General features: G+C 68.7%; 24 protein-coding genes. 14 read left to right on the top strand and 10 right to left on the bottom strand.

Translation table 11 applies throughout. The annotated features are described in order from the left end of the window. Positions 1-14: 14 nt before the first annotated feature. From ACWIHT_RS45915 to ACWIHT_RS45905, 3 genes are all read left to right on the top strand, one after another. Positions 15-1244 (top strand): cytochrome P450 family protein, encoded by a 1230-nt coding sequence (locus tag ACWIHT_RS45915; protein ID WP_456174602.1) that lies wholly within the window; start codon positions 15-17, stop codon positions 1242-1244. 87 nt (positions 1245-1331) lie between these two features. Continuing rightward, a complete protein-coding gene (serC, locus tag ACWIHT_RS45910) occupies positions 1332-2450 on the top strand; it encodes a phosphoserine transaminase (RefSeq protein WP_456174601.1) in 1119 nt (372 codons plus the stop codon). 260 nt (positions 2451-2710) lie between these two features. Next, the gene (locus tag ACWIHT_RS45905; protein WP_456174600.1) at positions 2711-3514 is read left to right on the top strand and encodes an acyl carrier protein; all 804 of its coding nucleotides are present in this window, start codon (positions 2711-2713) and stop codon (positions 3512-3514) included. Positions 3515-3533: 19 nt separating this feature from the next. On the opposite strand, the gene ACWIHT_RS45900 is transcribed toward ACWIHT_RS45905, so the two are convergent. Next, the gene (locus tag ACWIHT_RS45900; protein ID WP_456174599.1) at positions 3534-4025 is read right to left on the bottom strand and encodes a MarR family winged helix-turn-helix transcriptional regulator; all 492 of its coding nucleotides are present in this window, start codon (positions 4023-4025) and stop codon (positions 3534-3536) included. 79 nt (positions 4026-4104) lie between these two features. On the opposite strand from ACWIHT_RS45900, the gene ACWIHT_RS45895 reads away from it, so the two are divergent. Beyond that, complete coding sequence (locus ACWIHT_RS45895) at positions 4105-5052, top strand: quinone oxidoreductase family protein (RefSeq protein ID WP_456174598.1); 948 nt, start codon at positions 4105-4107, stop codon at positions 5050-5052. Positions 5053-5193: 141 nt separating this feature from the next. Here ACWIHT_RS45895 and ACWIHT_RS45890 read toward each other — a convergent pair whose 3' ends face one another. Both ACWIHT_RS45890 and ACWIHT_RS45885 read right to left on the bottom strand, forming a co-directional pair. Then, positions 5194-5373, bottom strand: coding sequence for a DUF397 domain-containing protein (locus ACWIHT_RS45890; RefSeq protein ID WP_456174597.1), 180 nt, complete (start codon positions 5371-5373; stop codon positions 5194-5196). Then, complete coding sequence (locus ACWIHT_RS45885; RefSeq protein WP_456174596.1) at positions 5370-6245, bottom strand: helix-turn-helix domain-containing protein; 876 nt, start codon at positions 6243-6245, stop codon at positions 5370-5372. Before ACWIHT_RS45885 ends, ACWIHT_RS45890 begins: the two co-directional genes overlap by 4 nt. A gap of 188 nt (positions 6246-6433) precedes the next feature. Here ACWIHT_RS45885 and ACWIHT_RS45880 point away from each other — a divergent pair, with 188 nt between their 5' ends. Further along, positions 6434-6847 carry an ATP-binding protein gene (locus tag ACWIHT_RS45880; RefSeq protein WP_456174595.1) on the top strand — a complete coding sequence of 138 codons (414 nt, stop codon included), beginning with the start codon at positions 6434-6436 and terminating at the stop codon, positions 6845-6847. A gap of 388 nt (positions 6848-7235) precedes the next feature. Here ACWIHT_RS45880 and ACWIHT_RS45875 read toward each other — a convergent pair whose 3' ends face one another. The 4 genes from ACWIHT_RS45875 to ACWIHT_RS45860 are packed head-to-tail and all read right to left on the bottom strand — an operon-like array spanning position 7236 to position 9457. Further along, entirely contained in the window at positions 7236-7763 is a 528-nt protein-coding gene (locus tag ACWIHT_RS45875) for a DUF6879 family protein (protein WP_456174594.1), read from the bottom strand. Between the two features lie 52 nt (positions 7764-7815). Then, positions 7816-8667, bottom strand: a complete 852-nt coding sequence (locus ACWIHT_RS45870) for a helix-turn-helix domain-containing protein (RefSeq protein WP_456174593.1) — start codon at positions 8665-8667, stop codon at positions 7816-7818. 24 nt (positions 8668-8691) lie between these two features. Further along, a complete protein-coding gene (locus ACWIHT_RS45865) occupies positions 8692-9225 on the bottom strand; it encodes a DUF6879 family protein (protein ID WP_456174592.1) in 534 nt (177 codons plus the stop codon). Further along, on the bottom strand, positions 9200-9457 hold the full coding sequence (locus ACWIHT_RS45860; RefSeq protein WP_456174614.1) for a hypothetical protein: 258 nt from the start codon (positions 9455-9457) through the stop codon (positions 9200-9202). Before ACWIHT_RS45860 ends, ACWIHT_RS45865 begins: the two co-directional genes overlap by 26 nt. A gap of 248 nt (positions 9458-9705) precedes the next feature. Here ACWIHT_RS45860 and ACWIHT_RS45855 point away from each other — a divergent pair, with 248 nt between their 5' ends. The 5 genes from ACWIHT_RS45855 (at position 9706) to ACWIHT_RS45835 (ending at position 12625) form a co-directional block, all read left to right on the top strand. After that, positions 9706-9930: a DUF397 domain-containing protein gene (locus ACWIHT_RS45855; protein WP_456174591.1), complete on the top strand. Its 225-nt coding sequence runs from the start codon at positions 9706-9708 to the stop codon at positions 9928-9930. Between the two features lie 119 nt (positions 9931-10049). Beyond that, positions 10050-10520 carry a hypothetical protein gene (locus ACWIHT_RS45850; RefSeq protein WP_456174590.1) on the top strand — a complete coding sequence of 157 codons (471 nt, stop codon included), beginning with the start codon at positions 10050-10052 and terminating at the stop codon, positions 10518-10520. A gap of 260 nt (positions 10521-10780) precedes the next feature. After that, positions 10781-11314: a SigE family RNA polymerase sigma factor gene (locus tag ACWIHT_RS45845; RefSeq protein WP_456174613.1), complete on the top strand. Its 534-nt coding sequence runs from the start codon at positions 10781-10783 to the stop codon at positions 11312-11314. Next, the gene (locus ACWIHT_RS45840) at positions 11311-11850 is read left to right on the top strand and encodes a hypothetical protein (RefSeq protein ID WP_456174589.1); all 540 of its coding nucleotides are present in this window, start codon (positions 11311-11313) and stop codon (positions 11848-11850) included. The genes ACWIHT_RS45845 and ACWIHT_RS45840 overlap by 4 nt, the downstream gene beginning before the upstream one ends. Positions 11851-11989: 139 nt before the next feature. Then, the gene (locus ACWIHT_RS45835) at positions 11990-12625 is read left to right on the top strand and encodes a hypothetical protein (RefSeq protein ID WP_456174588.1); all 636 of its coding nucleotides are present in this window, start codon (positions 11990-11992) and stop codon (positions 12623-12625) included. On the opposite strand, the gene ACWIHT_RS45830 is transcribed toward ACWIHT_RS45835, so the two are convergent. Together ACWIHT_RS45830 and ACWIHT_RS45825 are read right to left on the bottom strand one after the other, a co-directional pair. After that, positions 12615-13484 (bottom strand): ABC transporter permease, encoded by an 870-nt coding sequence (locus ACWIHT_RS45830; RefSeq protein ID WP_456174587.1) that lies wholly within the window; start codon positions 13482-13484, stop codon positions 12615-12617. The two genes, ACWIHT_RS45835 and ACWIHT_RS45830, sit on opposite strands and share 11 nt — an antisense overlap. After that, on the bottom strand, positions 13481-14482 hold the full coding sequence (locus tag ACWIHT_RS45825; protein ID WP_456174586.1) for an ATP-binding cassette domain-containing protein: 1002 nt from the start codon (positions 14480-14482) through the stop codon (positions 13481-13483). The genes ACWIHT_RS45830 and ACWIHT_RS45825 overlap by 4 nt, the downstream gene beginning before the upstream one ends. Positions 14483-14567: 85 nt before the next feature. Between ACWIHT_RS45825 and ACWIHT_RS45820 the strand changes: the two genes are divergently transcribed. Further along, on the top strand, positions 14568-15371 hold the full coding sequence (locus ACWIHT_RS45820) for a TetR/AcrR family transcriptional regulator (protein ID WP_456174585.1): 804 nt from the start codon (positions 14568-14570) through the stop codon (positions 15369-15371). Here the strand turns inward: ACWIHT_RS45820 and ACWIHT_RS45815 are convergent. Beyond that, entirely contained in the window at positions 15355-16353 is a 999-nt protein-coding gene (locus tag ACWIHT_RS45815) for a WD40 repeat domain-containing protein (protein ID WP_456174584.1), read from the bottom strand. The two genes, ACWIHT_RS45820 and ACWIHT_RS45815, sit on opposite strands and share 17 nt — an antisense overlap. 117 nt (positions 16354-16470) lie before the next feature. Between ACWIHT_RS45815 and ACWIHT_RS45810 the strand changes: the two genes are divergently transcribed. The 3 genes from ACWIHT_RS45810 to ACWIHT_RS45800 all read left to right on the top strand — a co-directional run bounded on the left by ACWIHT_RS45810 (position 16471) and on the right by ACWIHT_RS45800 (position 18992). Continuing rightward, positions 16471-17253: an SGNH/GDSL hydrolase family protein gene (locus tag ACWIHT_RS45810; protein WP_456174583.1), complete on the top strand. Its 783-nt coding sequence runs from the start codon at positions 16471-16473 to the stop codon at positions 17251-17253. 114 nt (positions 17254-17367) lie between these two features. Further along, positions 17368-17955 carry a Uma2 family endonuclease gene (locus tag ACWIHT_RS45805; RefSeq protein WP_456174582.1) on the top strand — a complete coding sequence of 196 codons (588 nt, stop codon included), beginning with the start codon at positions 17368-17370 and terminating at the stop codon, positions 17953-17955. A gap of 44 nt (positions 17956-17999) precedes the next feature. Continuing rightward, positions 18000-18992, top strand: coding sequence for an aldo/keto reductase (locus ACWIHT_RS45800; RefSeq protein ID WP_456174581.1), 993 nt, complete (start codon positions 18000-18002; stop codon positions 18990-18992). Positions 18993-19138 lie beyond the last annotated feature (146 nt).

Raw genomic sequence — 19138 nt, 5'->3', positions numbered from 1 at the left:
GGAGGCACTCCCGCATGAGCACCGGTACTGAAGAGACCCGTATCGTTCTCGACCCCTTCGTCGGCGACCTGGACGGCGAGAGCGCCAGGCTTCGGGCGGCCGGTCCGCTGGCCGCCGTAGAACTCCCCGGTGGGGTGCCCGTATGGGCCGTGACCCGGCACGCCGAGGCGAAACAGCTGCTCACGGATCCGCGGCTGGTGAAGGACATCAACGTGTGGGGGGCCTGGCAGCGCGGGGAGATACCCGCGGACTGGCCGCTGATCGGGCTGGCGAACCCGGGCCGTTCCATGCTGACCGTGGACGGCGCCGACCACCGCAGGATGCGCACGCTGGTCGCGCAGGCGCTCACCCCGCGCCGGGTGGAGCAGATGCGGGAGCGGATCGCGAAGCTGACGGAGGGCCTGCTCAACGGAGTTGAGGCGGCCGAGGGCGAAGTCGTGGACCTGAAGGCGGAGTTCGCGTACCCGCTGCCCATGTACGTCATCGCCGACCTCATGGGCATAGACGAGTCCCAACTCCCGCGCCTTAAGCAGCTGTTCGAGAAGTTCTTCTCGACGCAGACCCCGCCGGCCGAGGTCATCGCGACGCTGACGGAACTCGCGGGCATCATGGCGCAGACGGTCGCGGCCAAGCGCGCGGAACCGGGCGACGACCTGACGTCGGCCCTGATCGCGGCCTCCGAGGACGGCGACCACCTCACCGACGAGGAGATCGTCTCCACGCTCCAGCTGATGGTGGCCGCGGGCCATGAGACGACGATCTCGCTGATCGTCAACGCGGTCGTCAACCTGTCGACGCACCCCGTCCAGCGCGCCCTGGTGCTGGCCGGCGAGGCCGACTGGTCCTCGGTGGTCGAGGAGACCCTGCGCCACTCCACGCCCACCTCGCACGTCCTGATCCGGTTCGCCACGGAGGACGTCCCGGTCGGCGACAAGGTGCTCCCGGCCGGGGACGCGCTGATCGTGTCGTACGCCGCGATCGGCCGCGACGAGGAGGCCCACGGGCCGACGGCCGGCGCGTTCGACATCACGCGCACCAGCGAGAACCGGCACATCTCCTTCGGCCACGGCCCGCACGTCTGCCCCGGCGCGGCCCTGTCCCGGCTGGAGGCGGACGTGGCGCTCCCGGCCCTGTACGAGCGCTTCCCGCAGCTGGACCTGGCGGTCCCGGCGGCCGAACTCCGCAACAAGCCGGTGGTGACGCAGAACGACATCTTCGAGCTGCCGGTACGGCTGACGCCGTAGCTCACCGTCTGTCCAGCGGCCGGAGCCGTCGTCTCATCGAACGGACGCGTTTCCGTCCGGTTTCACCGAGGGGATACGCTCCGGCTCGTGGCTGATATCGAGATTCCCGCTGACATCAAGCCCGCCGACGGACGGTTCGGCGCTGGCCCCTCCAAGGTGCGGACGGAGGCGCTGGACGCGCTGGCCGCCACCGGTACGTCTCTGCTGGGCACCTCCCACCGCCAGGCCCCGGTGAAGAACCTGGTCGGCAAGGTGCGCGAGGGCGTCTCCGCGCTGTTCTCCCTCCCCGAGGGCTACGAGGTCGTCCTCGGCAACGGCGGCTCGACGGCCTTCTGGGACGTCGCGACCCACGGCCTCATCGAGAACAAGTCGCAGCACCTGAACTTCGGCGAGTTCAGCTCCAAGTTCACCAAGGCGGCCAAGCTGGCCCCGTGGCTGGCCGAGCCGACGGTGATCGCGTCCGACCCCGGCACGCACCCGGAGCCGACCGCCGAGGCGGGCGTGGACGTGTACGCGTTCACGCACAACGAGACGTCGACGGGTGTGGCGGCTCCGATCAAGCGCGTGGCGGGAGCCGACGAGGGCGCGTTGGTCCTGGTCGACGCGACGTCGGGCGCGGGCGGCCTCCCGGTGGACATCTCGGAGACGGACGTCTACTACTTCGCCCCGCAGAAGTCCTTCGCCTCCGACGGCGGCCTGTGGATCGGCGTGTTCTCCCCCGCCGCGATCGAGCGCGCGGAGCGCATCCACGCGTCCGGCCGCCACGTCCCGGAGTTCTTCTCGCTCCCGACCGCGATCGACAACTCCCGCAAGAACCAGACGTACAACACCCCGGCGCTGTCCACCCTGTTCCTCCTCAACGAGCAGCTGGAGTGGATCAACGGCCAAGGCGGCCTGGCCTGGTCGACGGCCCGCACGAAGGACTCGTCGAGCCGCCTCTACAGCTGGGCGGAGGACTCGAAGCACGCGACCCCCTTCGTCACCGACCCCACCAAGCGCTCGCAGGTCATCGGCACGATCGACTTCGCCGACGAGATCGACGCGGCGGCGATCGCCAAGGTCCTGCGCGCGAACGGCATCGTCGACACCGAGCCCTACCGCAAGCTCGGCCGCAACCAGCTCCGCGTGGCGATGTTCCCGGCGATCGACCCGGCGGACGTCGAGGCCCTGACGAAGTGCATCGACTATGTGATCGAGAAGCTCTGACTTTTCGGCTACGACGTTAAGGGCGCCCCGCGAGCTGGTTGCGGGGCGCCCTTCGTCGTCTTGTCGTCGTAGAGGACGGCGGGCGGCCTACGCCCGACATCGAGGTGAACCCAGAACTCGGGCAAATCACCCACACCGCCACAGTCACGTAACAGCGACAGCACAGCGAACAACTCTCACTCCACACCACCGGTCGAACCCGTTGCGTCGCACCCTCGCGGCGCAACTCCTGCACTCCCGACCGAAGTTGGAGTTGCCCCATGACCAGGAAGCCCCTGCCGACGCGGCTCGCCGCCACCGCCGCGCTGCTGCTCGCCGCCGGTGCCCTGTCCGCGCCCGCCGCCTCCGCGGACCCCTCCCCCGGCGACGCCTACGTCCTGAAGGTGACCACCGACCCGGCCGCCACCACCTCCGCCAACCGTCGCGTCGACGTCACCGGCACGGTCACCAAGGCCGACGGTACGCCCGCGCCGAACATCCCCGTCACGGTCCAGGAAGTCGTCAAGTTCACCACGTGGAACCCGTGGGGCGACCCGATCGACCCCACCTACTACGAACCCCGCGACCTGGGCACGCCGGTCACCGACGCGAACGGGAAGTTCACCATCCCCGACGTCACCATCGACCACACGACCGGCAGCAGCCTGCTCAACGTCCAGCAGGGGGTGGAGATCACCGCCCTGTACGACGTGGACGGCAACCTCAACACCCCGCAGGACGGCTACTACGCGGACACCACGGTGACCGCCAACGCCCAGTCCAGCTCGGTCAGTTACCGGGTCAGCAAGAAGAAGGTGAAGTCCGGCGACATCCTCACCGTCACGGGCCGGGTCACGCTCCCCAAGGGGGTCCAGCCCGCGGGCACCGAGGTCTTCCTACAGACCTACTGGGAGCAGGAGTACGACGTGAAGACGATCGCCACGTACGGCGGCACGTTCGCCCTGTCGGTCCGCGTCACGGGCTACGACGACACGTTCACGCTGCGCACGGCACCGAGGGACATGTACGTGGCGGGGGCGACGCAGCAACTCCCCATCACGAACACGTCGTTGCCGCGCGGGTAACGGGCAAGCAGCCGAAGCCTCAGACGGGGGGCGGGCCGGCCGCCTGGCGCGTCTGTTGGATCAGCACGGTGGTGGCCCGCTCCAGGAGCTCGCGCAGTGCGGCATGTTCGGAAGGCGTGAACGCGTCCGCGAGGGCACGCTCAAGGATGACCACCTCCTGGTAGGCGCGGTCCAGGAGTGCCCGGCCCTCGTCCGTGAGCGTGGCGATCTGCACCTTGGCGTGGACGGGGGACGTCTCGCGGCGGATGAGCTCCTTGGTCTCCATATTGGTGAGCACGCTGCTCATGGTCTGCTGCGTCACCCCGCAGGAGCGGGCCAGTTGAGAGCCGGACATGCCCCCCTCGCGCGAGAGGGTCAACAGCACGGTGTACTGCGTCATGGTCAGCCCGTAGGCCCGCAACACCGCCTCGTGGTGTGCCATCAGCGCCTGCTCGGAGCGCCTGATCCGGACACAGAGGTCGTCCTCGACCGGAGCCTCCATCGTGTTCTCCCACTCCATTAACAGGTTCATGGATTGACTCAGGAACCTTACATACCTACAGTCCTCGACTGACGACTATAAGGATACTGAGTCAGCACAAGGGGCTGTAATGAAGGCTGTCCTTTTCGACGCCGAGAACCACTACCGCGTCACCGACCTCGACGAACCCTCCCCGGGCCCCGGCCAGGTGGCGATCCGCGTCGCCTACGCCGGGATCCAGTGGGGCGACACCATGATCCGCGACGGTCACTTCCCCGTGCCGCGCCCCTTCGTACCGGGCTTCGAGGCCTCCGGGCACATCGTGGGGGTCGGTGACGGCGTCGACGCGAGCCGTATCGGCGAGCCTGTCGCCGCGCTGACGCCCGCGGGAGCCTTCGCCGAGGTGGCCCTGGCACCCGCCGCGCTCACGCTGAACATCGGCGACCTGCCGCTACGGACGGCGGCAGGCCTCGGCTGGGGCGCACCGACCGCCTACGACCTGATCAACACCGTCTCGCGGGTACGGCCCGGCGAGAGTGTGCTGGTCCACGCCGCCGCCGGTTCGGTCGGCACCCTGGCCGCCCAGTTCGCCCGCCTGGCCGGCGCCGGCCGGGTCGTCGGAGTGGCGGGCAACAGCGCCAGGGCCGACTACGCCGCCCAGTTCGGCTACGACCAGGTCCTGCTGCGCGAGGAGTTCCAGGACAAGCCCGGCGACGAGAAGTTCGACGTGATCCTCGACCCGGTCGGCGGCGCGACCAGGCGGTACGGCCTGCAACAACTCGCGGCGCACGGCCGACTGGTGGCATACGGCAACCTCAGCACGTACGACCCCGTCCTGGCCAACGCCAACGACCTCCTCACACAGGGCGCGTCCCTCATGACCTACAACGGCAACCTGCTCAGCCAGACCCACCCGGAGCAACTCGCCGACAGCGCCCGCCGCGCACTCGACCTCGTCGCGGACGGTCACGTGCGCGTGGACATCACCGCGGAGTACGAACTGCCCGACCTGGCCGTCGCCGTACAGCGCCTCACCGACGGCACCACCCTGGGCAAGAGCGTCCTGCGGGTCTCCTGAAGTGGCGGGGGCGACGCGGCAACTCCCCCTCACGAACACGTCGTTGCCGCGCACGTAGCCTCCCGGGGTGACTCTAGAAAAGTGTGACGCTTCGTGGGGGAGTGTCACACTTTTTGGGAGGGGGTGTGGTGGTGGGGGGCGTCAGAACTGCCGGAGGAAGTCGCGCCAACTCTCGCCGGAGACGGTGAGGAGAGGCCCGTGTTCCGAGTGCTTGCTGTCGCGGACGGCTCGGCCGTGGGTGACTGTTTCGGCGACCTCGACGCATTCGCCCAACTGTGTGGAGTAGGAAGCCTTCCGAAACGGCCCAACCAACTCGATCACGATTCGCCTTTCTCGGCGGCTTGCAACGCGCTCCGGATGAGCTTTGCACTCTCCTCCGACGTCAATGCCGACGACCTCAGCCGGTCATACGCGCTGGCGTAAACAGCCAGATCCTGCGGGGACTCAAGGACCGAGGTACTCATCAAGTCGTCCATGGTCACAGCCTCGAACGTCGGCTCGGAATCGAAGCTGAAAGCGACGAAGGCGGGGGTACCGGCGGCTACCAGCGCGCCAGCGCTGAACGGCAGAACCTGCAAAGTGACGTTCGTCCGCTTCCCGGCTTCGAGGAGCGCCGACAATTGCCCTCGGTGGATCTCTGCATCATTCACCAGAGGGTGCCTGACGACGGCTTCCCAGATGACGACGTGGTAAGGAACGCCGCCTTCCGTGATTTTCTCCTGCCGCTGCGCCCTCACCTTCGCCAATCGCGTGACGTACTCAGATGAGAGAAGGCTGGGCCCTTCTGCGATGACCGCCCCGGCGTAGGCCGAGCTCTGCAGAAGTCCTGGAACCAGAACCGGATGCCACTGCCAGATATGGCTCGCGTCGTCCTCCAGCGCGATGTGATCCAAGTAGTCCGGACGCAGATGCGCAGCGTGCTCCAGCCACCACCCCCGTTTCTTGGGGTACTTGGCCAACTCCTCCAGCTTCGCACGTACTTCCAGGTCAGTGACGCCGTACTCCTCCAGCAGCAACCGCACCTCGATGACGCGCGGCGTCGCATGCCCGCTCTCAACCCGACTGATCCTGGCCTGACTTGACGCGATGACTTCGGCGGCCTGCGGTTGATCGAGCTTGGCGGCCAGCCTGTACTGCCTGAGTGCCGTACCCAAGCGCCTACTGCGCACCGTCGGCCGTCCACCTGCGGGCATGGGCCCTCCCCTCTTCTGCGGCAACGATGCCACACCGAGCGTCAACCTCAGGGCCTCATCACTCGATCGAGTGACACTCGCGAATGTATTCGCCGATTCACATTGCGCGGATCGCGCATCCAGCCCTAACTTCTTGAACGCGCCGCAGCGCAACCCACCTTGACGGCACGTCAGGACGGAGTTCCCCCATGCCCGCGTCCGAGAGCTTCCGCATCCCCAAGCACCGCCGGCACGTCCCCACCGCCCGCCAACGGCTCCGCAAGACACTCGCCGACTGGGGCATCACCGATGAACTCGCCGACGCGGTAACCCTGTTGGCGAACGAACTCGTCACCAACGCCGTGACCCACTGCCGGGTCCCCTACTCCGAGATCAAGGTCGAACTCACCCTCAGCAAGACGGAGTTGCTCCTTGAGATCTCAGACCCGGACCGGGACAGACTGCCCCGCCCCCACGACTCGACCCCGGAGGAGGAAGGCGGCCGGGGTCTCGCACTGGTCGCGGCACTGGCCGACCACTGGGGATGCCGCCAGGAGCCGTACGCGAAGTGCGTATGGGCCCGGTTCGGACTGGAGGCGGCTCATGCTCCGGCGGCTTTATGAGGCAACGACCCGCCTCCTCACTCCCCGAACCCCCTTGAGCGACAAGGCTCTTGCACGGGAACCCCGCACCCCGGACCCATACGTCTGGCGCCTCCCGACCGCCTACGACGCCCGCTGGCGCCGCTGGTCGAAACGCTCCCGCGCGGTCGGCGGCCACCTGCCGTTCCCGACCGAGGAAGCGTGCTGGCAGTCCCCGCCGCGCCCCCAACTCCCGCTCTGGCAGAGCGAAAACGATCCAGCCCGCTTCTACGTACTACGCTCAGACGTCGAGGTCCCGACGGACCCGGGCAACCCCCTTCCCGGGGAGACGCAACCACTCCTCGCGGACGGGCCGGTGTGCGGGCTGCGACGGGAGAGACAGACTTGAACCGACCGTGGGCCCCGCGCGCTAGCTGATCTCGTACTTCTGGTGCGGGGTAGCTCGCGCCCACACCGCCTCGAACGCCTCGACGCACAGTTTCGCCGCGGCCGGATCCTCGCTGATCTCTCCGCCACCGGACGCACCGTCTCCGGTGAAGTGGTTCCAGCGGATCAGCCGGTCGTCCAGGAGCCAGAAGTCGTTGCCCGGCAGCGCGATGTCGGAGGCCTGCCGACGCGGAAGCCACCGCACCAGCTCACCGGCCTCGATGTTGACCGGCGTACCCGCGTGCTCGTAGCGGATGTAGTCGCTGACCGGCTCCGACACGATGCGGGCCCGGCGCACGACCACGCCACGAGCGACCGTACGGCGGATGAGACTCGTCCAAGGACCCCAGTACGGAGACTCCGGGTCGTTGTCCCGTTCGCCTGTCCGCCGCCAGTGGTCGAAATCGTCGGCCTCGCCGGCGACTCCGTACGCGTCTCGCATCTCCAGGTGGACGGCAGAGTGTCGCGCACTGTCCAGGAGTTCAGCGAAGCTCGGAATGTTCTGCGGCATCGTGCACCTTCCTAAACGCAACCAAGATCTGAGCGTGGGGACGGGGGCCGGATCAGCGCAGTGCGTCGATGGCCTTCACGATCAGGGACCGGGCTTCCGCCCCGTACACGGCCATGCCCCGGAGCTGACCGAACGCCTTTATGTAGAGGGCGATTTCGGAGGGCTGGGTGATACTCACCTCGGCAGTGGCCAACTCGACAGACACCAACGTGTCGTCAAGCATGGTGAATGTCTCCTGCGGCCACATCGCTCGCTCGCGCGTCGTCGTCGGGATGATGCCGAACGACACCTGTGGGAGTGCTCCGGCGGTGAGCAGGTAGCCCAATTGCGCCGCCATGTCCTCAGCATCGGCAAGTTGGTAGTAGAGAACCGCTTCCTCAATGAGGAGTACGAACCGATGGCCAGGCTCATGGATAACCTGCGACCGTCGAACACGGGCCGCGGCAGCCTCCGCCCCATCGTCGATGACTCCGTGGAAGCGGGAAATTATGCCCAACAGAGCGCGCGCGTACCCCTCGGTCTGGAGCACCCCGGGGACAAGCACCGGGGAGTATTGGCGTAGCAACTCGGTCGACCGGTACTGCTCGACGTAGCTGTCCTGCAGTTTGGCCAGGCTCGTGCGCACGCGCTGCCGCCACTCCCGGTACAGGGATTCCGCGTTCTGTGAGGCCGCGATCAGGTCCGGGGTCTGATCTATGGCGCCGGTCGCACGGCACCACAAGCGGATGTCCGTCGGCGACGGAGGAGTGCGGGCGTTCTCGATGCGTGAGGTCTTGGCATGATGCCAACCGCACTCGTTGGCCAGCCCGGTGACTGTCAGGCCCGCGTTCTTCCTCAGGTCGCGCAGGCGACGTGCCACGTTTTCGCGCGCGGCTTGGGCCGAGGAGGACGGGGACTTGGGCATGGAACCGGCCAACGATGCTTTCTGTCAGTGGATCTCGTACTCGTCGTGTGGGGTCGCGCGTTCCCAGACCGCCTCGAAGGCATCCGAGCACTGCTTGACGATACTCGGCTCTGTGCGCAGCGAATGGGCCGGATCGGCCCATTCGCCGACGCCGGTGAAGTGGTTGAAGAGGACCTGTGCCCCGTCGAAAATCCACAGATCCGCGCCCGGCAGCATCAGGTCGGCCGATCGAGGGCGTGGCAGCCACCGAACCTGCTCGCCGGCCGCCACGTTGACGTCGGTACTCGCGTGCTCGTAGCGGATGTAGTCGGTGACTGGTTCGGAGACGATCCGGGCCCGGCGTACGACGACACCGCGGGCGACTGTGCGGGAGATCAGGTCGACCCAGGACGCCCAGTACTCCGAGGTGGGATCGGTGTCCCGCTGCCCTGTGCTCAGCCACGCGTTGAAGTCGTCCGCCTCGTCGCCGACGGCGTACTGATCGCGCATTTCGAGGTGCACGGCGGAGCGATGCGCGGCCCCGATGAGTTCGTCAAAGCTGGGCACGTTCTGCGGCATCGCAGGCCTCCCTCAGCATCGGTACCAGGCGGGCGGGGATACGGATCACGGTCTCGTGGTCAGGGATGCCCACCGCATGCCCGGGTGCAGTGTTCTTCACGCACTGCGCTCGCGTCTCCTCGTCCGCCGTGTAGCTCTGGAGCACGATGTCCGCGTTCTCCGCGTCCACCCACGCGGTTGGGGATCCGACATGTCCCGTGTCCGGATCGATCCCGATGAACTGTAAGCGCATGACAACCTCCCCCATCGAATTGGTGCACTGATGTGCATCAATCTCGATTCCATAAGGGCACATCGTCAAGAGCGAAAAGCAGTCAGCAGCTGCCCAAAAACGTGTGTGCACATCGATGCACAACACTGGAATCGTCGCCCGCTCCCCTCCTACCGTCAGACGTGCGACAAGACCGCCACCGAGATCCGCGACCACGCCTCCGGAGTGCACGCAAGCCCCTCCAACTGACCCGACAGGAAGGCACCCCCATGCTCAACGGCACCGACCTCTACGCCCTCGACATCACCTCGGCCGCCTTCGCCCGGGCCTGCGGCGGCCCCTGTACCGAGGGGTGCGTGACCCTCGCCCGGATCGGCGACGACTCCTGGGCCCTCGGTGACAGCAAGCGCCCCGACAAGGAGCCGCTGCGGTTCACCACGGAGGAGTTGTGCGTCGCCGGGATCGACCCGGCGCGGTTCGGGCTGGGCAGCTGAGCCGCGCGGCCCCACCGGCTCACCCGTCCCGGCCGGCCTCGACGTGACCCCAACTCGCGCTGCCCGGCCGGGATTTCAGCACCCCGAGACGCAGACACCCCGAACAGGACCCAGCCCCGGTGCACCACCACGCCTACCTGTGGACCGGCCCGAAAGCCCGCTTCGACCAAGAGGCGTTACGCAGACCGCCCCACCCCGATCCGCCCCCACCCGGCAGCCGCCCGGAGTTGATCCAGCGGTACCGGGAAGTGGCGGCGGAGTTCCCCACTGCCGACCTGCCCCCGTTGGAGACCTCGTACTGGTTGATCAAACCGCCCTCGCTGGTACGCGGAACCTGGGTCGCCCCGGCCGACGCGGCAGCCTGGCTCGGTGATCAACTCGCCGCGTATCGAACCCGGTTCGCGAACGCCGCGCACCGCGACGCCCGCCACCTCGCCGCCCTCGTCGCCTCCGCCACCGCACGGCTGGCCTCCGGCCACGACTCGTCGTACGGCTTCTATCTCGAACGACCGACTTACCTCTCCGTCGCCCTCGTCACCTGCACCCCGAACCGGGCCAGGCCCAACCTGCCCTGCCCCTTGGACAGTTGAGGATCAAGTGCCCGGTGGTCGGACGGCGTGCGATCAACTTCCGTGCCGCCCGCCCCCCCACTCCCCCACCCCACCCCCCAGTTGTGTGACCCACGTCTCAAAGAAGTGGTGCAGCAGAACGGGGCGCTTCGGGCTCATAGGGGGGACAGGAAGGGAGGAGCGGTGTGGCTCTGGCAGCGAAGTGGAATGCACTGCTTTCCGAGGCGGGGCGAAGCGGTCGGCCCGGCCGTCGTGGTCGGGGTGAGACGACGTCCGTCGGTTTGGGGCCGGGGGCGGATTTCGACTCCTTCGTCGTGACCCGCTCGGGGGCGTTGTTCCGCGGTGCCCTGGTCCTGACCGGGAGCCGTGAGGCCGCCGAGGACCTGGTCCAGGAAACCCTGGAGCGCGCCTGCGGTCGCTGGCGCACCATCGCCACGATGGACGCACCGGACGCCTATGTGCGCCGCATCATGGTCAATCTGGCCAACCGTCGGTGGAAGCGATTCCGCCGGGTCGTCCCCCAGCACGACGCCGGTGACGACCGGCCCGCCCCGGGGGACGACTACGGCCGGGTCGACAGCCGGGACCAACTGGTGCGCGCCCTCCAGGAGTTGCCGATCGGTATGCGCACGGTCGTGGTCCTGCGCTACTTCCACGACCTCTCGGATGCCGAGATCGCCGAGGACCTGCGGATATCACCGAGCGCCGTACGGTCCCAGCTCACCCGCGGCCTCGAAAAGCTCCGGGCCCGGATACCCGCACTCTCCGAACCTTCGTCGTCACCGCGGTCCCGGAAAGGAACCCAGACCCGATGACCGGCTACGTATCGCCGCCCTCGGACGGCCGCGACGGTGACATCCACCTCGAATTCCTCGAACAGGAACTGGTAACCGTCTTGAACGACTTCGCCAACACCTCCCCGGCACCCCACTTCGACGCCGCCGGCATCAGGCGGCACACCCGCCGCAAGCGCGCCGGTTTCGTCGCCGCCGTCTCCGCGGTCGTCGTCGCGGCCGGCATCGGCACCGCCCTGGCCGCCGCAGGCACCGGCACCAGCACCAGCACCGGTTCGCATTCCTCGCGGCCTGCCGCCGCCCACACCACCGCGAGCACGTCGGCAGGCCCGGTAAAGGGCGACGTCACCACCGTGCCGTACGTGAAGCCGTTCGACCTGGGGGGCGTGCCCCTGGCGGCGGCCGAGAAGGCGCTGGCGGTGGCCCATCTCAAGGTCGGCGCGGTCACCCACGGGGTGGTCGACAACTGCGAGCCGGGCACGATCATCTCGGTCTCGCCCCTCGCCCCGACGGTTCTGCACGGCGGCGAGAAGGTCGACCTGGACGTCTGCGGCTGACTCTGCTGACCCGGCCGAGCAGGCGGAGCAGGCCGAGCAGGAGTGGTGACCGAGCAGGAGTGGTGGCCCCGCCGCGATCGGGGCCACCACGGACCTTCGTGCTTGACCTTGTCGCGACGTCACGGTTTTCACTGGCTTCATGCGAATCAGCGACGTCACCGCGCCCGTACGGCGGTTCCTCGCGCACGAGGGCCGGATCATGGAGAGCCTGGTCCGGTGGGCCGCCCGCCGGCCGCACGGCATCGAGAGAGCCGACGGGGTCTTCAGCCACGGCCGGGACCAGGCCGTCATGATGTACGGCCTCGTCTTCGCCTGTGTGGTCGAGACCGTGGCCGTGTCCTTCCTCCTCGCCGACTGGCCCGTCGTCCACACCGTCGCGCTGGTCGTGGACGTCTACACGGTCCTGTTCGTCCTCGGTCTGCACGCCGCGTCCCGTACCCGGCCGCACGTCCTCACCGGCCGGACCCTGCGCATCCGGCAGGCCGCCGGCGTGGACTTCCGCCTTCCCCTCGACCAGATCGCGTCCCTCCGTCGCGAGACGCGCTTCACGCACGAGAAGAAGGACGGCGAACTGAACCTCCCCATCGGCTCGCGGACCTCCCTCACCCTCCGACTGACCGAACCGGTCGACGTACCGACGTTCCTCGGCAGGCCCCGCCCCGTCACCGTGATCAGACTGCACGCGGACGACCCGAAATCCCTCTACGACGCCGTCATCCGCGCACGGGACGCGGACCCGGCCGCCCCTTCGACGCGGGCGACGCCTACCGGCTGAGCCTGCGGAACCGCCGTACCGCCAGCGGCAGGAACAGCAGCGTCAGCGCCGCCGGCCACGCCCCCGCCAGCAGCAGCGCGTGCTGTTCCGGCCAGGACGCGCCCCGCGCCGTCGGCGCGCCGAAGAGCGCCCGGGTGGCTCCGGCCGTCGAGGAGAGGGGGTTCCAGAGGGCGGCCTGGCCGAGCCAGTGGGGCATCTGCTGCGGGGAGACGTAGATGCTGGAGATCATCGTCAGCGGGAAGACGATCGCGAAGAGGCCGCCGACCTGCTCGGGGCCCGGCAGCAGCAACCCCAGCCAGACGCCCACCCAGATCAGCGCGAAGCGCAGGGAGAGGAGGAGTACGACGGCTTTCGCGAAGCCGATCCCGAAATCGGGGCCCGTGCCGAACTCCGGGCGCCAGCCCATGCCGTACGCCGTGGCCATCATGATGCCCAACTCCGCGCAGGACACGATGAGATCGGTCGCCCCGCGGCCGGCCACCACCGCCGACGGTGCCATCGGCATCGAGCGGAAGCGGTCGATGACGCCCTTCTTGGAGTCGTTGACGAAGATCGTCGCCGTGGAGACGAAGCCCATGGCGACCGTCATCACGAACATCCCGGGCATCAGGAACGCCTTGTAGTCGCCGCCGCCCGGCACCTGGATGGCCTTGCCGAAGACGTACCCGTACAGCAGCACGGACAGGATCGGGAAGCCCAACTGCCAGAGGATGCTGACTGGTTGGCGCCGGTAGTGGGTCAGGCCGCGCCGTACGACGTTCCAGCAGTCCGCGACCGTCCAGAACAGGCGGCCGTGCTGCGGCCGTCTGCGGTACGTGCGTCCGGTGCCGTCCGCCGTCGAGGCGCCCGCGCCGCTCATACCGCCGCCCCCTCGGTCTCCGGTTCCGGTTCCGGCGCCGGTTCTTCTTCGGTACGGCGGCCCGTCAGCCGGAGGAACACGTCGTCCAGGCTCGGGCGGCGCAGGCCGATGTCCTCGACCGGGATGCCGTAGTGCTGGAGGAACCGGGCGACTTCGGTGAGGGAGCCGACCCGGTCGGCGACGGGCGCGTGGACGCGCAACTCCGCGATGTCGGCCTCGGGTTGACCGCCGTACGCGACCCGCCCGACGGCCTGCAACGCGTAGGGGATGTGCGCGGGTTCGCGGACCACGACCTCGACACGGTCGCCGCCGACGCGGTTCTTGAGGCCGTCGAGGGTGTCGTCGGCGATGGCCCGGCCCTGGTCGATGACGGTGATGCGGGAGGCGAGCCGGTCGGCCTCCTCCAGGTACTGGGTGGTGAGGAGGACGGTGGTGCCGTCGGCCACCAACTCCCTTACCGCTTCCCAGACTTCGCCCCGGCTGCGCGGGTCCAGGCCGGTGGTCGGTTCGTCCAGGAAGAGGACGGCCGGGGCCAGGATCATCGATGCCGCGAGGTCCAGGCGGCGGCGCATGCCACCGCTGTAGCCGCCCGCGCCCTTGTCGGCCGCGGCCTCCAGGTCGAACTGGCGCAGGAGTTGGGTCGCCCTCAACTTGGCGCGCCTGCGGCCGAGATGGAAGAGGCGGCCGAACATCTCCAGGTTCTGCCGGCCGGTGAGGATCTCGTCGATCGCCGCGTACTGGCCGGTCAGCCCGATGCGCGAACGCACCTGGCGCGGCTGCCGGGCCACGTCGAGTCCGGCGACGGTCGCGCTGCCGCCGTCGAGCCGGACGAGCGTGGAGAGGATGCGCACGGCGGTGGTCTTGCCGGCGCCGTTCGGGCCGAGCAGGCCGTGCACGGTGCCCTCGCGGACGGCGAGGTCGAAGCCGTCGAGGGCGCGCTTGTCGCCGTAGCGCTTCTCCAGCGCCTCGGCCTCCACTACGTATCCGTGGCTGCTCATGGCTCCCTCCCTCCCGGACTGAGTGCACCGTATCCGATTGCGCGTACGGTGTACTCGGTTTTGGTCCCGGACCTAGACTCCCCCCATGACGAGCAGGCCGGCCAGCGGCGGTCAGGAATCCAGCGGCAGCGGTGACATCGGCCGCACCCTCGAACTGCTGTGGGACACCGGCCCCCGCCCCAGCCGCGGCCCGAAGCCGGGCCTGAGCGTCGACCGGATCGTGGACGCGGCCATCCGCATCGCGGACGGGGAGGGGCTCGACGCGGTCTCCATGCGGCGGGTGGCCACCGAACTGGGCACGGGCGCCATGTCGTTGTACCGGTACGTCCCGGGGAAGGCCGAACTCCTCGACCTGATGCTGGACCGCGTCCGTTTCCCGGACCTCCCGGACCGCCCCAACACCCAAGCCACCGCCGCCGGTTGGCGCGCCGCCCTGGAAGGTGCGGCCCGCGACGCGCTCGCCGTGCACCGCCGCCACCCCTGGCTGCTGCGCGTCAACCAGTCCCGCCCCCTGCTCGGACCGCGCGCCCTCGCGACCCTGGAGCACCTGCTCGGCCGCATCCGCCCGATGGGCCTGACCGACCCGGAACTCGTCTCGACGGTCGTCATGATCGACGGCTATGTCGTCGGCGCCGCCCGCACCCAGGTCCACCAGGAGGAGGCGGCCCGCTCCACCGGCCTGACCGACGCGGAGTTCTACGGCGCCCAGGTCCCGGCCCTGGAGAAGGCCATGGCGACCGGCGCCTACCCGACCCTCGCGTCCCTCTCCCCCGACACCTTCACCGCCGGTTTCGACCACTTCGAGTTCGGGCTCGGCCGCATCCTGGACGGTCTTGAGGTCGTCGTCCAACAGCGCGGCGGCACAAGCGAGTTCAGCTACGACGCGTGAGGCGCCGCAGCCCGAACACGGCCCCGAGGACGATCACGACGGCGACGGCACCCACCTTCAGGTTCTTCCCCGAGCCGCTGCCGCCGTCGTCGCCGCTCGCCGAACTCCCGCCCTCCGAGGGCGACTTGGAGGCGGACGTGGCACCGTCCGGCGCGTCCTCCGCCTGCACGGGACTGTCGGTGCCCTCGCTGCCGTACATCAGCTTGGTCCCGTCGGCGGAGTAGCTGACGGACTCCCCCTGCCCCTGCAAGGGCACGTCCAGGCGCCCCTTGCGCTTGATCTTCCCGCCGTTCCAGTCGTAGTAGATACCGCCGAAGTAGCCGCGTACGGCGAGCTGTTGGCCGTTGGGCGAGAACGCGGCGTCGGTGGCCCAGAGGTCGACGGAGGCGATGGGCTTGAAGTAGTTCGTGCCGGAGGTGGAGAGCTTCGCGGGGCCTTCGAAGAGGTGCCCCCCGTCCTCCTTCTTGTCGATGATGTAGACGCGCCCGGTCTTGGGGTGCACGACCAGCGACTCGGCGTTGCGGGCCCCGTCCGAGTACTTCACGACGTACTGCTTGGCCTTGATCGTCTGGTCCTTGAGGACCTTCGGCTCGGGCAGTTGGTAGATCCAGACGAAGGGCCAGGTCCCGTCGAGGTTGTCGCCGATGTCACCGACGTAGATCTGGTTGTCCGGTCCGATGGAGATGGCCTCGACGTCACGCGGCTTGCCGACTCCGCTGAAGGTGACGGTCGCGACCGTCTTGCCGGTGCCGCTGTCGACGGCGTAGATGTACGGGCCGTCGTTGCTGTCGTTGTGCGTCCAGTAGATGCCCGGGTGCAGCTGCGAGGCGGCGAGGCCGCTGGACTCGGTGATCCGGGAGTCGGTGATCGTGAACCCCTTGTCGCCCTTGCCGTCACCGTCGTCGGCGGGTGCTGCGGCTGCGGGCAGGGCGAGCGCGCCGACGAGAAAGCCGGCGCCGAGGAACGCGAGGAAGCGACGCATGCCCCCAGCCTGCCATCCCCGGCGGTGCGGCACGGGAGTGCCCCGACCGGGCGGGCGTGGTGGGCCTCACATCCCACCGGCTCCGGTGATCGACCACTGATCGTCCATCATGAGCGGATGCTCAGGTTCATGCCCGTAGGCGACTCCATGACGATCGGGAGCGCGGGCGAACACACATGGCGCTACCGGATCTGGCAGCACCTGCGCGCCACCTACGGCGGCCCGTTCGCCGTGGTCGGCCCGCGCGAGACGCTGCACGACAAGGCGACGGACACGCCCACGTCGTACGAGTACGCCGACCCCGACTTCCCGCACTTCCACCTCGCCGGGTGGGGCGAGGGCTGGCTGCACATCACCCCGCTGATCGGCGAGGCGGTCCGCGCGCACCGGGCGGACGTCCTCCTGGTCTCCCTCGGCCTGATCGACCTGGGCTTCTACACGAACGCGGCCCAGACGGCCGACAACCTGCGCGCCTTCGTGGCGGAGGCCCGCGCCGCGAAGCCCTCCGTCCGCATGGTGTTCCTGCCGGTCATCCCGAACGTCCGCGCCCGGACGGACGTCCCCTTCGCCACCGAGGTCGCCCTCTTCAACGAACTCCAGGCGAAGGCGGTCGCCGACCTGGACGACCCGCGTTCCCCGCTCCTCCTGGCCTCCCTCCCGGAGTCGTACGACGTCACCCACGACACATACGACGGCACCCACCCGAACGCCTCCGGCGAGCACCGGATCGCGGGGGCGTTCGCGGCGGCGATGCACCAGGCGTGGGGGATGGGCGGGGAGTACGGGGAGTACGGGGAGTACGGCGGCCCGGAACCGGTGGCCGACGCGGGGCCCTTCCACCGGTCCTCGCACCGGTCCTCGCATCGGTCCTCGCATCGGTCCTCCCGCAGGCACAGGTAGGCCGACCGACAACCGGCGGTCATTGGCGTGATCACTACGCATCCCGGTCACCGTGCGTATCGTTGTACCGCGCGGCTGCACTTGTGTGGAGGGCGGCCGGGGAGGAGCGCCACGATGACCGTCCTTGAAGACAGGATCGCGATGGCCAAGAGCGACGACGAGATCACGCTCGACGAGTGGTTCGAGCGGATCGAGAAGATGCCCGCCCCCGAGGGATACAAGGTCGAGATCGTCGAGGGGACCGTCTTCATGTCACCGCAGTGGGATACCCACTGGGAGATCATCGCGGATATCTACGAGCAGCTACGGACCAAGTACCCCCGGAAGCGCGTGAAGTCCGACGTCCGTATCGACTACCCGGGTCACCTCAACGGATTCGCGACGGACGTGACGGTGATGAGCGAGGGTGCCGAGAAGACGGAGGGCGGGGGCTGGCGCCACCAGGACGTCGAGTTCGTCGCCGAGGTCATCTCCAAGGGCACCGCGGCCAACGACTACGGCCCGAAGAAGGCCGCGTACGCCCTCGCCGAAGTCCCGGTCTACGTCATCGCCGACCCGTACCAGGGCCGCTGCCACATCTACACCCACCCCAAGGGCGACGACTACGCGACCGAGACGAAGGTGGCGTTCGGGGACGCCGTGGATCTCACCGGCACCGTAGTAGGCCTCACCCTCAAGACCGACGACTTCCCCCGCGACTGACCCCCCTTGCATCGAGCGCACTCGAAGCCGTTGGCTAAGTACTCATGAAGTACACGCAGCTCGGACGCACAGGTCTCAAGGTCAGCCGGCTCGTCCTCGGGACGATGAACTTCGGTCCGCAGACCGACGAGGCCGACAGTCACGCGATCATGGACGTGGCGCTGGACGCCGGTATCAACTTCTTCGACACCGCCAACGTGTATGGGTGGGGTGACAACAAGGGGCGGACCGAGGAGATCATCGGCAACTGGTTCGCCAAGAGCCCCGGCCACCGCGACAAGACGGTCCTCGCCACCAAGGTCTACGGCAACATGGCCGCCGACGGCGACGCCTGGCCCAACCACGACAAGCTCTCCGCCCTGAACATCCGGCGGGCGGTGGACGCGTCGCTGAAGCGCCTCCAGACGGACTACATCGACGTCTACCAGTTCCACCACGTCGACCGCGTCACGCCCTTCGAGGAGATCTGGCAGGCGATCGACACCCTGATCCAGCAGGGCAAGATCCTCTACGTCGGCTCCTCGAACTTCCCCGGTTACAAGATCGCCCAGGCCAACGAGGTCGCCGCCCGCCGTGGCGGCACCATCGGGCTCGTCAGCGAGCAGTGCCTCTACAACCTCGTCGAGCGCCGCGCCGAGATGGAGGTCATCCCGGCCGCGCAGGAGTACGGCCTCGGGGTCATCCCCTGGTCCCCGCTCCAGGGCGGGCTGCTGGGCGGGGTCATCAAGAAGGAGATCTCGGGCGGGCGCCGGGCGAGCGGCCGGGCCGCCGACACCCTCGCCAACCCGACCTCACGCGCCCAGATCCAGGCCTACGAGGACCTCCTCGACAAGCACGGCATCGAGCCCGGAGAGGCCGCCCTGGCCTGGCTCCTCACCCGCCCCGGCGTCACCGGCCCGATCGTCGGCCCCCGCACGGCGGAGCAACTGGAGTCAGCGCTGCGCGCCGTAGAGCTGGAATTGAGTGCGGAGATCCTGACCTCGCTGGACGAGATCTTCCCGGGGCCGGGCCCGTCCCCGGAGGCCTTCGCCTGGTAGTGGCGCCATGAGGGCAAACGCCCCTTCCTTTAGGGGCGCGGGGAACTGCGCGACCGGCCACATCCGGCCCCCGGCCGAAACGCGACCCGCAGTTCCCCGGTCCTCACTTACCGAGCGCCGCCGAAAGCCCCACGACAACGAACAAC

It is taken from the genome of Streptomyces sp. NPDC002276, from assembly GCF_053891435.1.
The sequence above is the reverse complement of the archived record's forward strand: the minus strand, read 5'-3'. Positions and strand labels throughout refer to the sequence as shown.

What these genes read in the sequence shown, in the direction of transcription:
- ACWIHT_RS45915 (WP_456174602.1), top strand. Translation starts at nt 15, where the DNA reads ATGAGCACCGGTACTGAAGAGACCCGTATCGTTCTCGACCCCTTCGTC.
- ACWIHT_RS45885 (WP_456174596.1), bottom strand. Translation starts at nt 6,245, where the DNA reads ATGCCCGCAGGTGGACGGCCGACGGTGCGCAGTAGGCGCTTGGGTACG.
- ACWIHT_RS45840 (WP_456174589.1), top strand. Translation starts at nt 11,311, where the DNA reads ATGACCGGCTACGTATCGCCGCCCTCGGACGGCCGCGACGGTGACATC.
- ACWIHT_RS45835 (WP_456174588.1), top strand. Translation starts at nt 11,990, where the DNA reads ATGCGAATCAGCGACGTCACCGCGCCCGTACGGCGGTTCCTCGCGCAC.
- ACWIHT_RS45815 (WP_456174584.1), bottom strand. Translation starts at nt 16,353, where the DNA reads ATGCGTCGCTTCCTCGCGTTCCTCGGCGCCGGCTTTCTCGTCGGCGCG.
- ACWIHT_RS45830 (WP_456174587.1), bottom strand. Translation starts at nt 13,484, where the DNA reads ATGAGCGGCGCGGGCGCCTCGACGGCGGACGGCACCGGACGCACGTAC.
- ACWIHT_RS45865 (WP_456174592.1), bottom strand. Translation starts at nt 9,225, where the DNA reads ATGCCGCAGAACGTGCCCAGCTTTGACGAACTCATCGGGGCCGCGCAT.
- ACWIHT_RS45900 (WP_456174599.1), bottom strand. Translation starts at nt 4,025, where the DNA reads ATGAACCTGTTAATGGAGTGGGAGAACACGATGGAGGCTCCGGTCGAG.
- ACWIHT_RS45820 (WP_456174585.1), top strand. Translation starts at nt 14,568, where the DNA reads ATGACGAGCAGGCCGGCCAGCGGCGGTCAGGAATCCAGCGGCAGCGGT.
- ACWIHT_RS45805 (WP_456174582.1), top strand. Translation starts at nt 17,368, where the DNA reads ATGACCGTCCTTGAAGACAGGATCGCGATGGCCAAGAGCGACGACGAG.
- ACWIHT_RS45880 (WP_456174595.1), top strand. Translation starts at nt 6,434, where the DNA reads ATGCCCGCGTCCGAGAGCTTCCGCATCCCCAAGCACCGCCGGCACGTC.
- ACWIHT_RS45800 (WP_456174581.1), top strand. Translation starts at nt 18,000, where the DNA reads ATGAAGTACACGCAGCTCGGACGCACAGGTCTCAAGGTCAGCCGGCTC.
- ACWIHT_RS45825 (WP_456174586.1), bottom strand. Translation starts at nt 14,482, where the DNA reads ATGAGCAGCCACGGATACGTAGTGGAGGCCGAGGCGCTGGAGAAGCGC.
- ACWIHT_RS45905 (WP_456174600.1), top strand. Translation starts at nt 2,711, where the DNA reads ATGACCAGGAAGCCCCTGCCGACGCGGCTCGCCGCCACCGCCGCGCTG.
- ACWIHT_RS45875 (WP_456174594.1), bottom strand. Translation starts at nt 7,763, where the DNA reads ATGCCGCAGAACATTCCGAGCTTCGCTGAACTCCTGGACAGTGCGCGA.
- ACWIHT_RS45855 (WP_456174591.1), top strand. Translation starts at nt 9,706, where the DNA reads ATGCTCAACGGCACCGACCTCTACGCCCTCGACATCACCTCGGCCGCC.
- ACWIHT_RS45860 (WP_456174614.1), bottom strand. Translation starts at nt 9,457, where the DNA reads ATGCGCTTACAGTTCATCGGGATCGATCCGGACACGGGACATGTCGGA.
- ACWIHT_RS45895 (WP_456174598.1), top strand. Translation starts at nt 4,105, where the DNA reads ATGAAGGCTGTCCTTTTCGACGCCGAGAACCACTACCGCGTCACCGAC.
- ACWIHT_RS45870 (WP_456174593.1), bottom strand. Translation starts at nt 8,667, where the DNA reads ATGCCCAAGTCCCCGTCCTCCTCGGCCCAAGCCGCGCGCGAAAACGTG.
- ACWIHT_RS45810 (WP_456174583.1), top strand. Translation starts at nt 16,471, where the DNA reads ATGCTCAGGTTCATGCCCGTAGGCGACTCCATGACGATCGGGAGCGCG.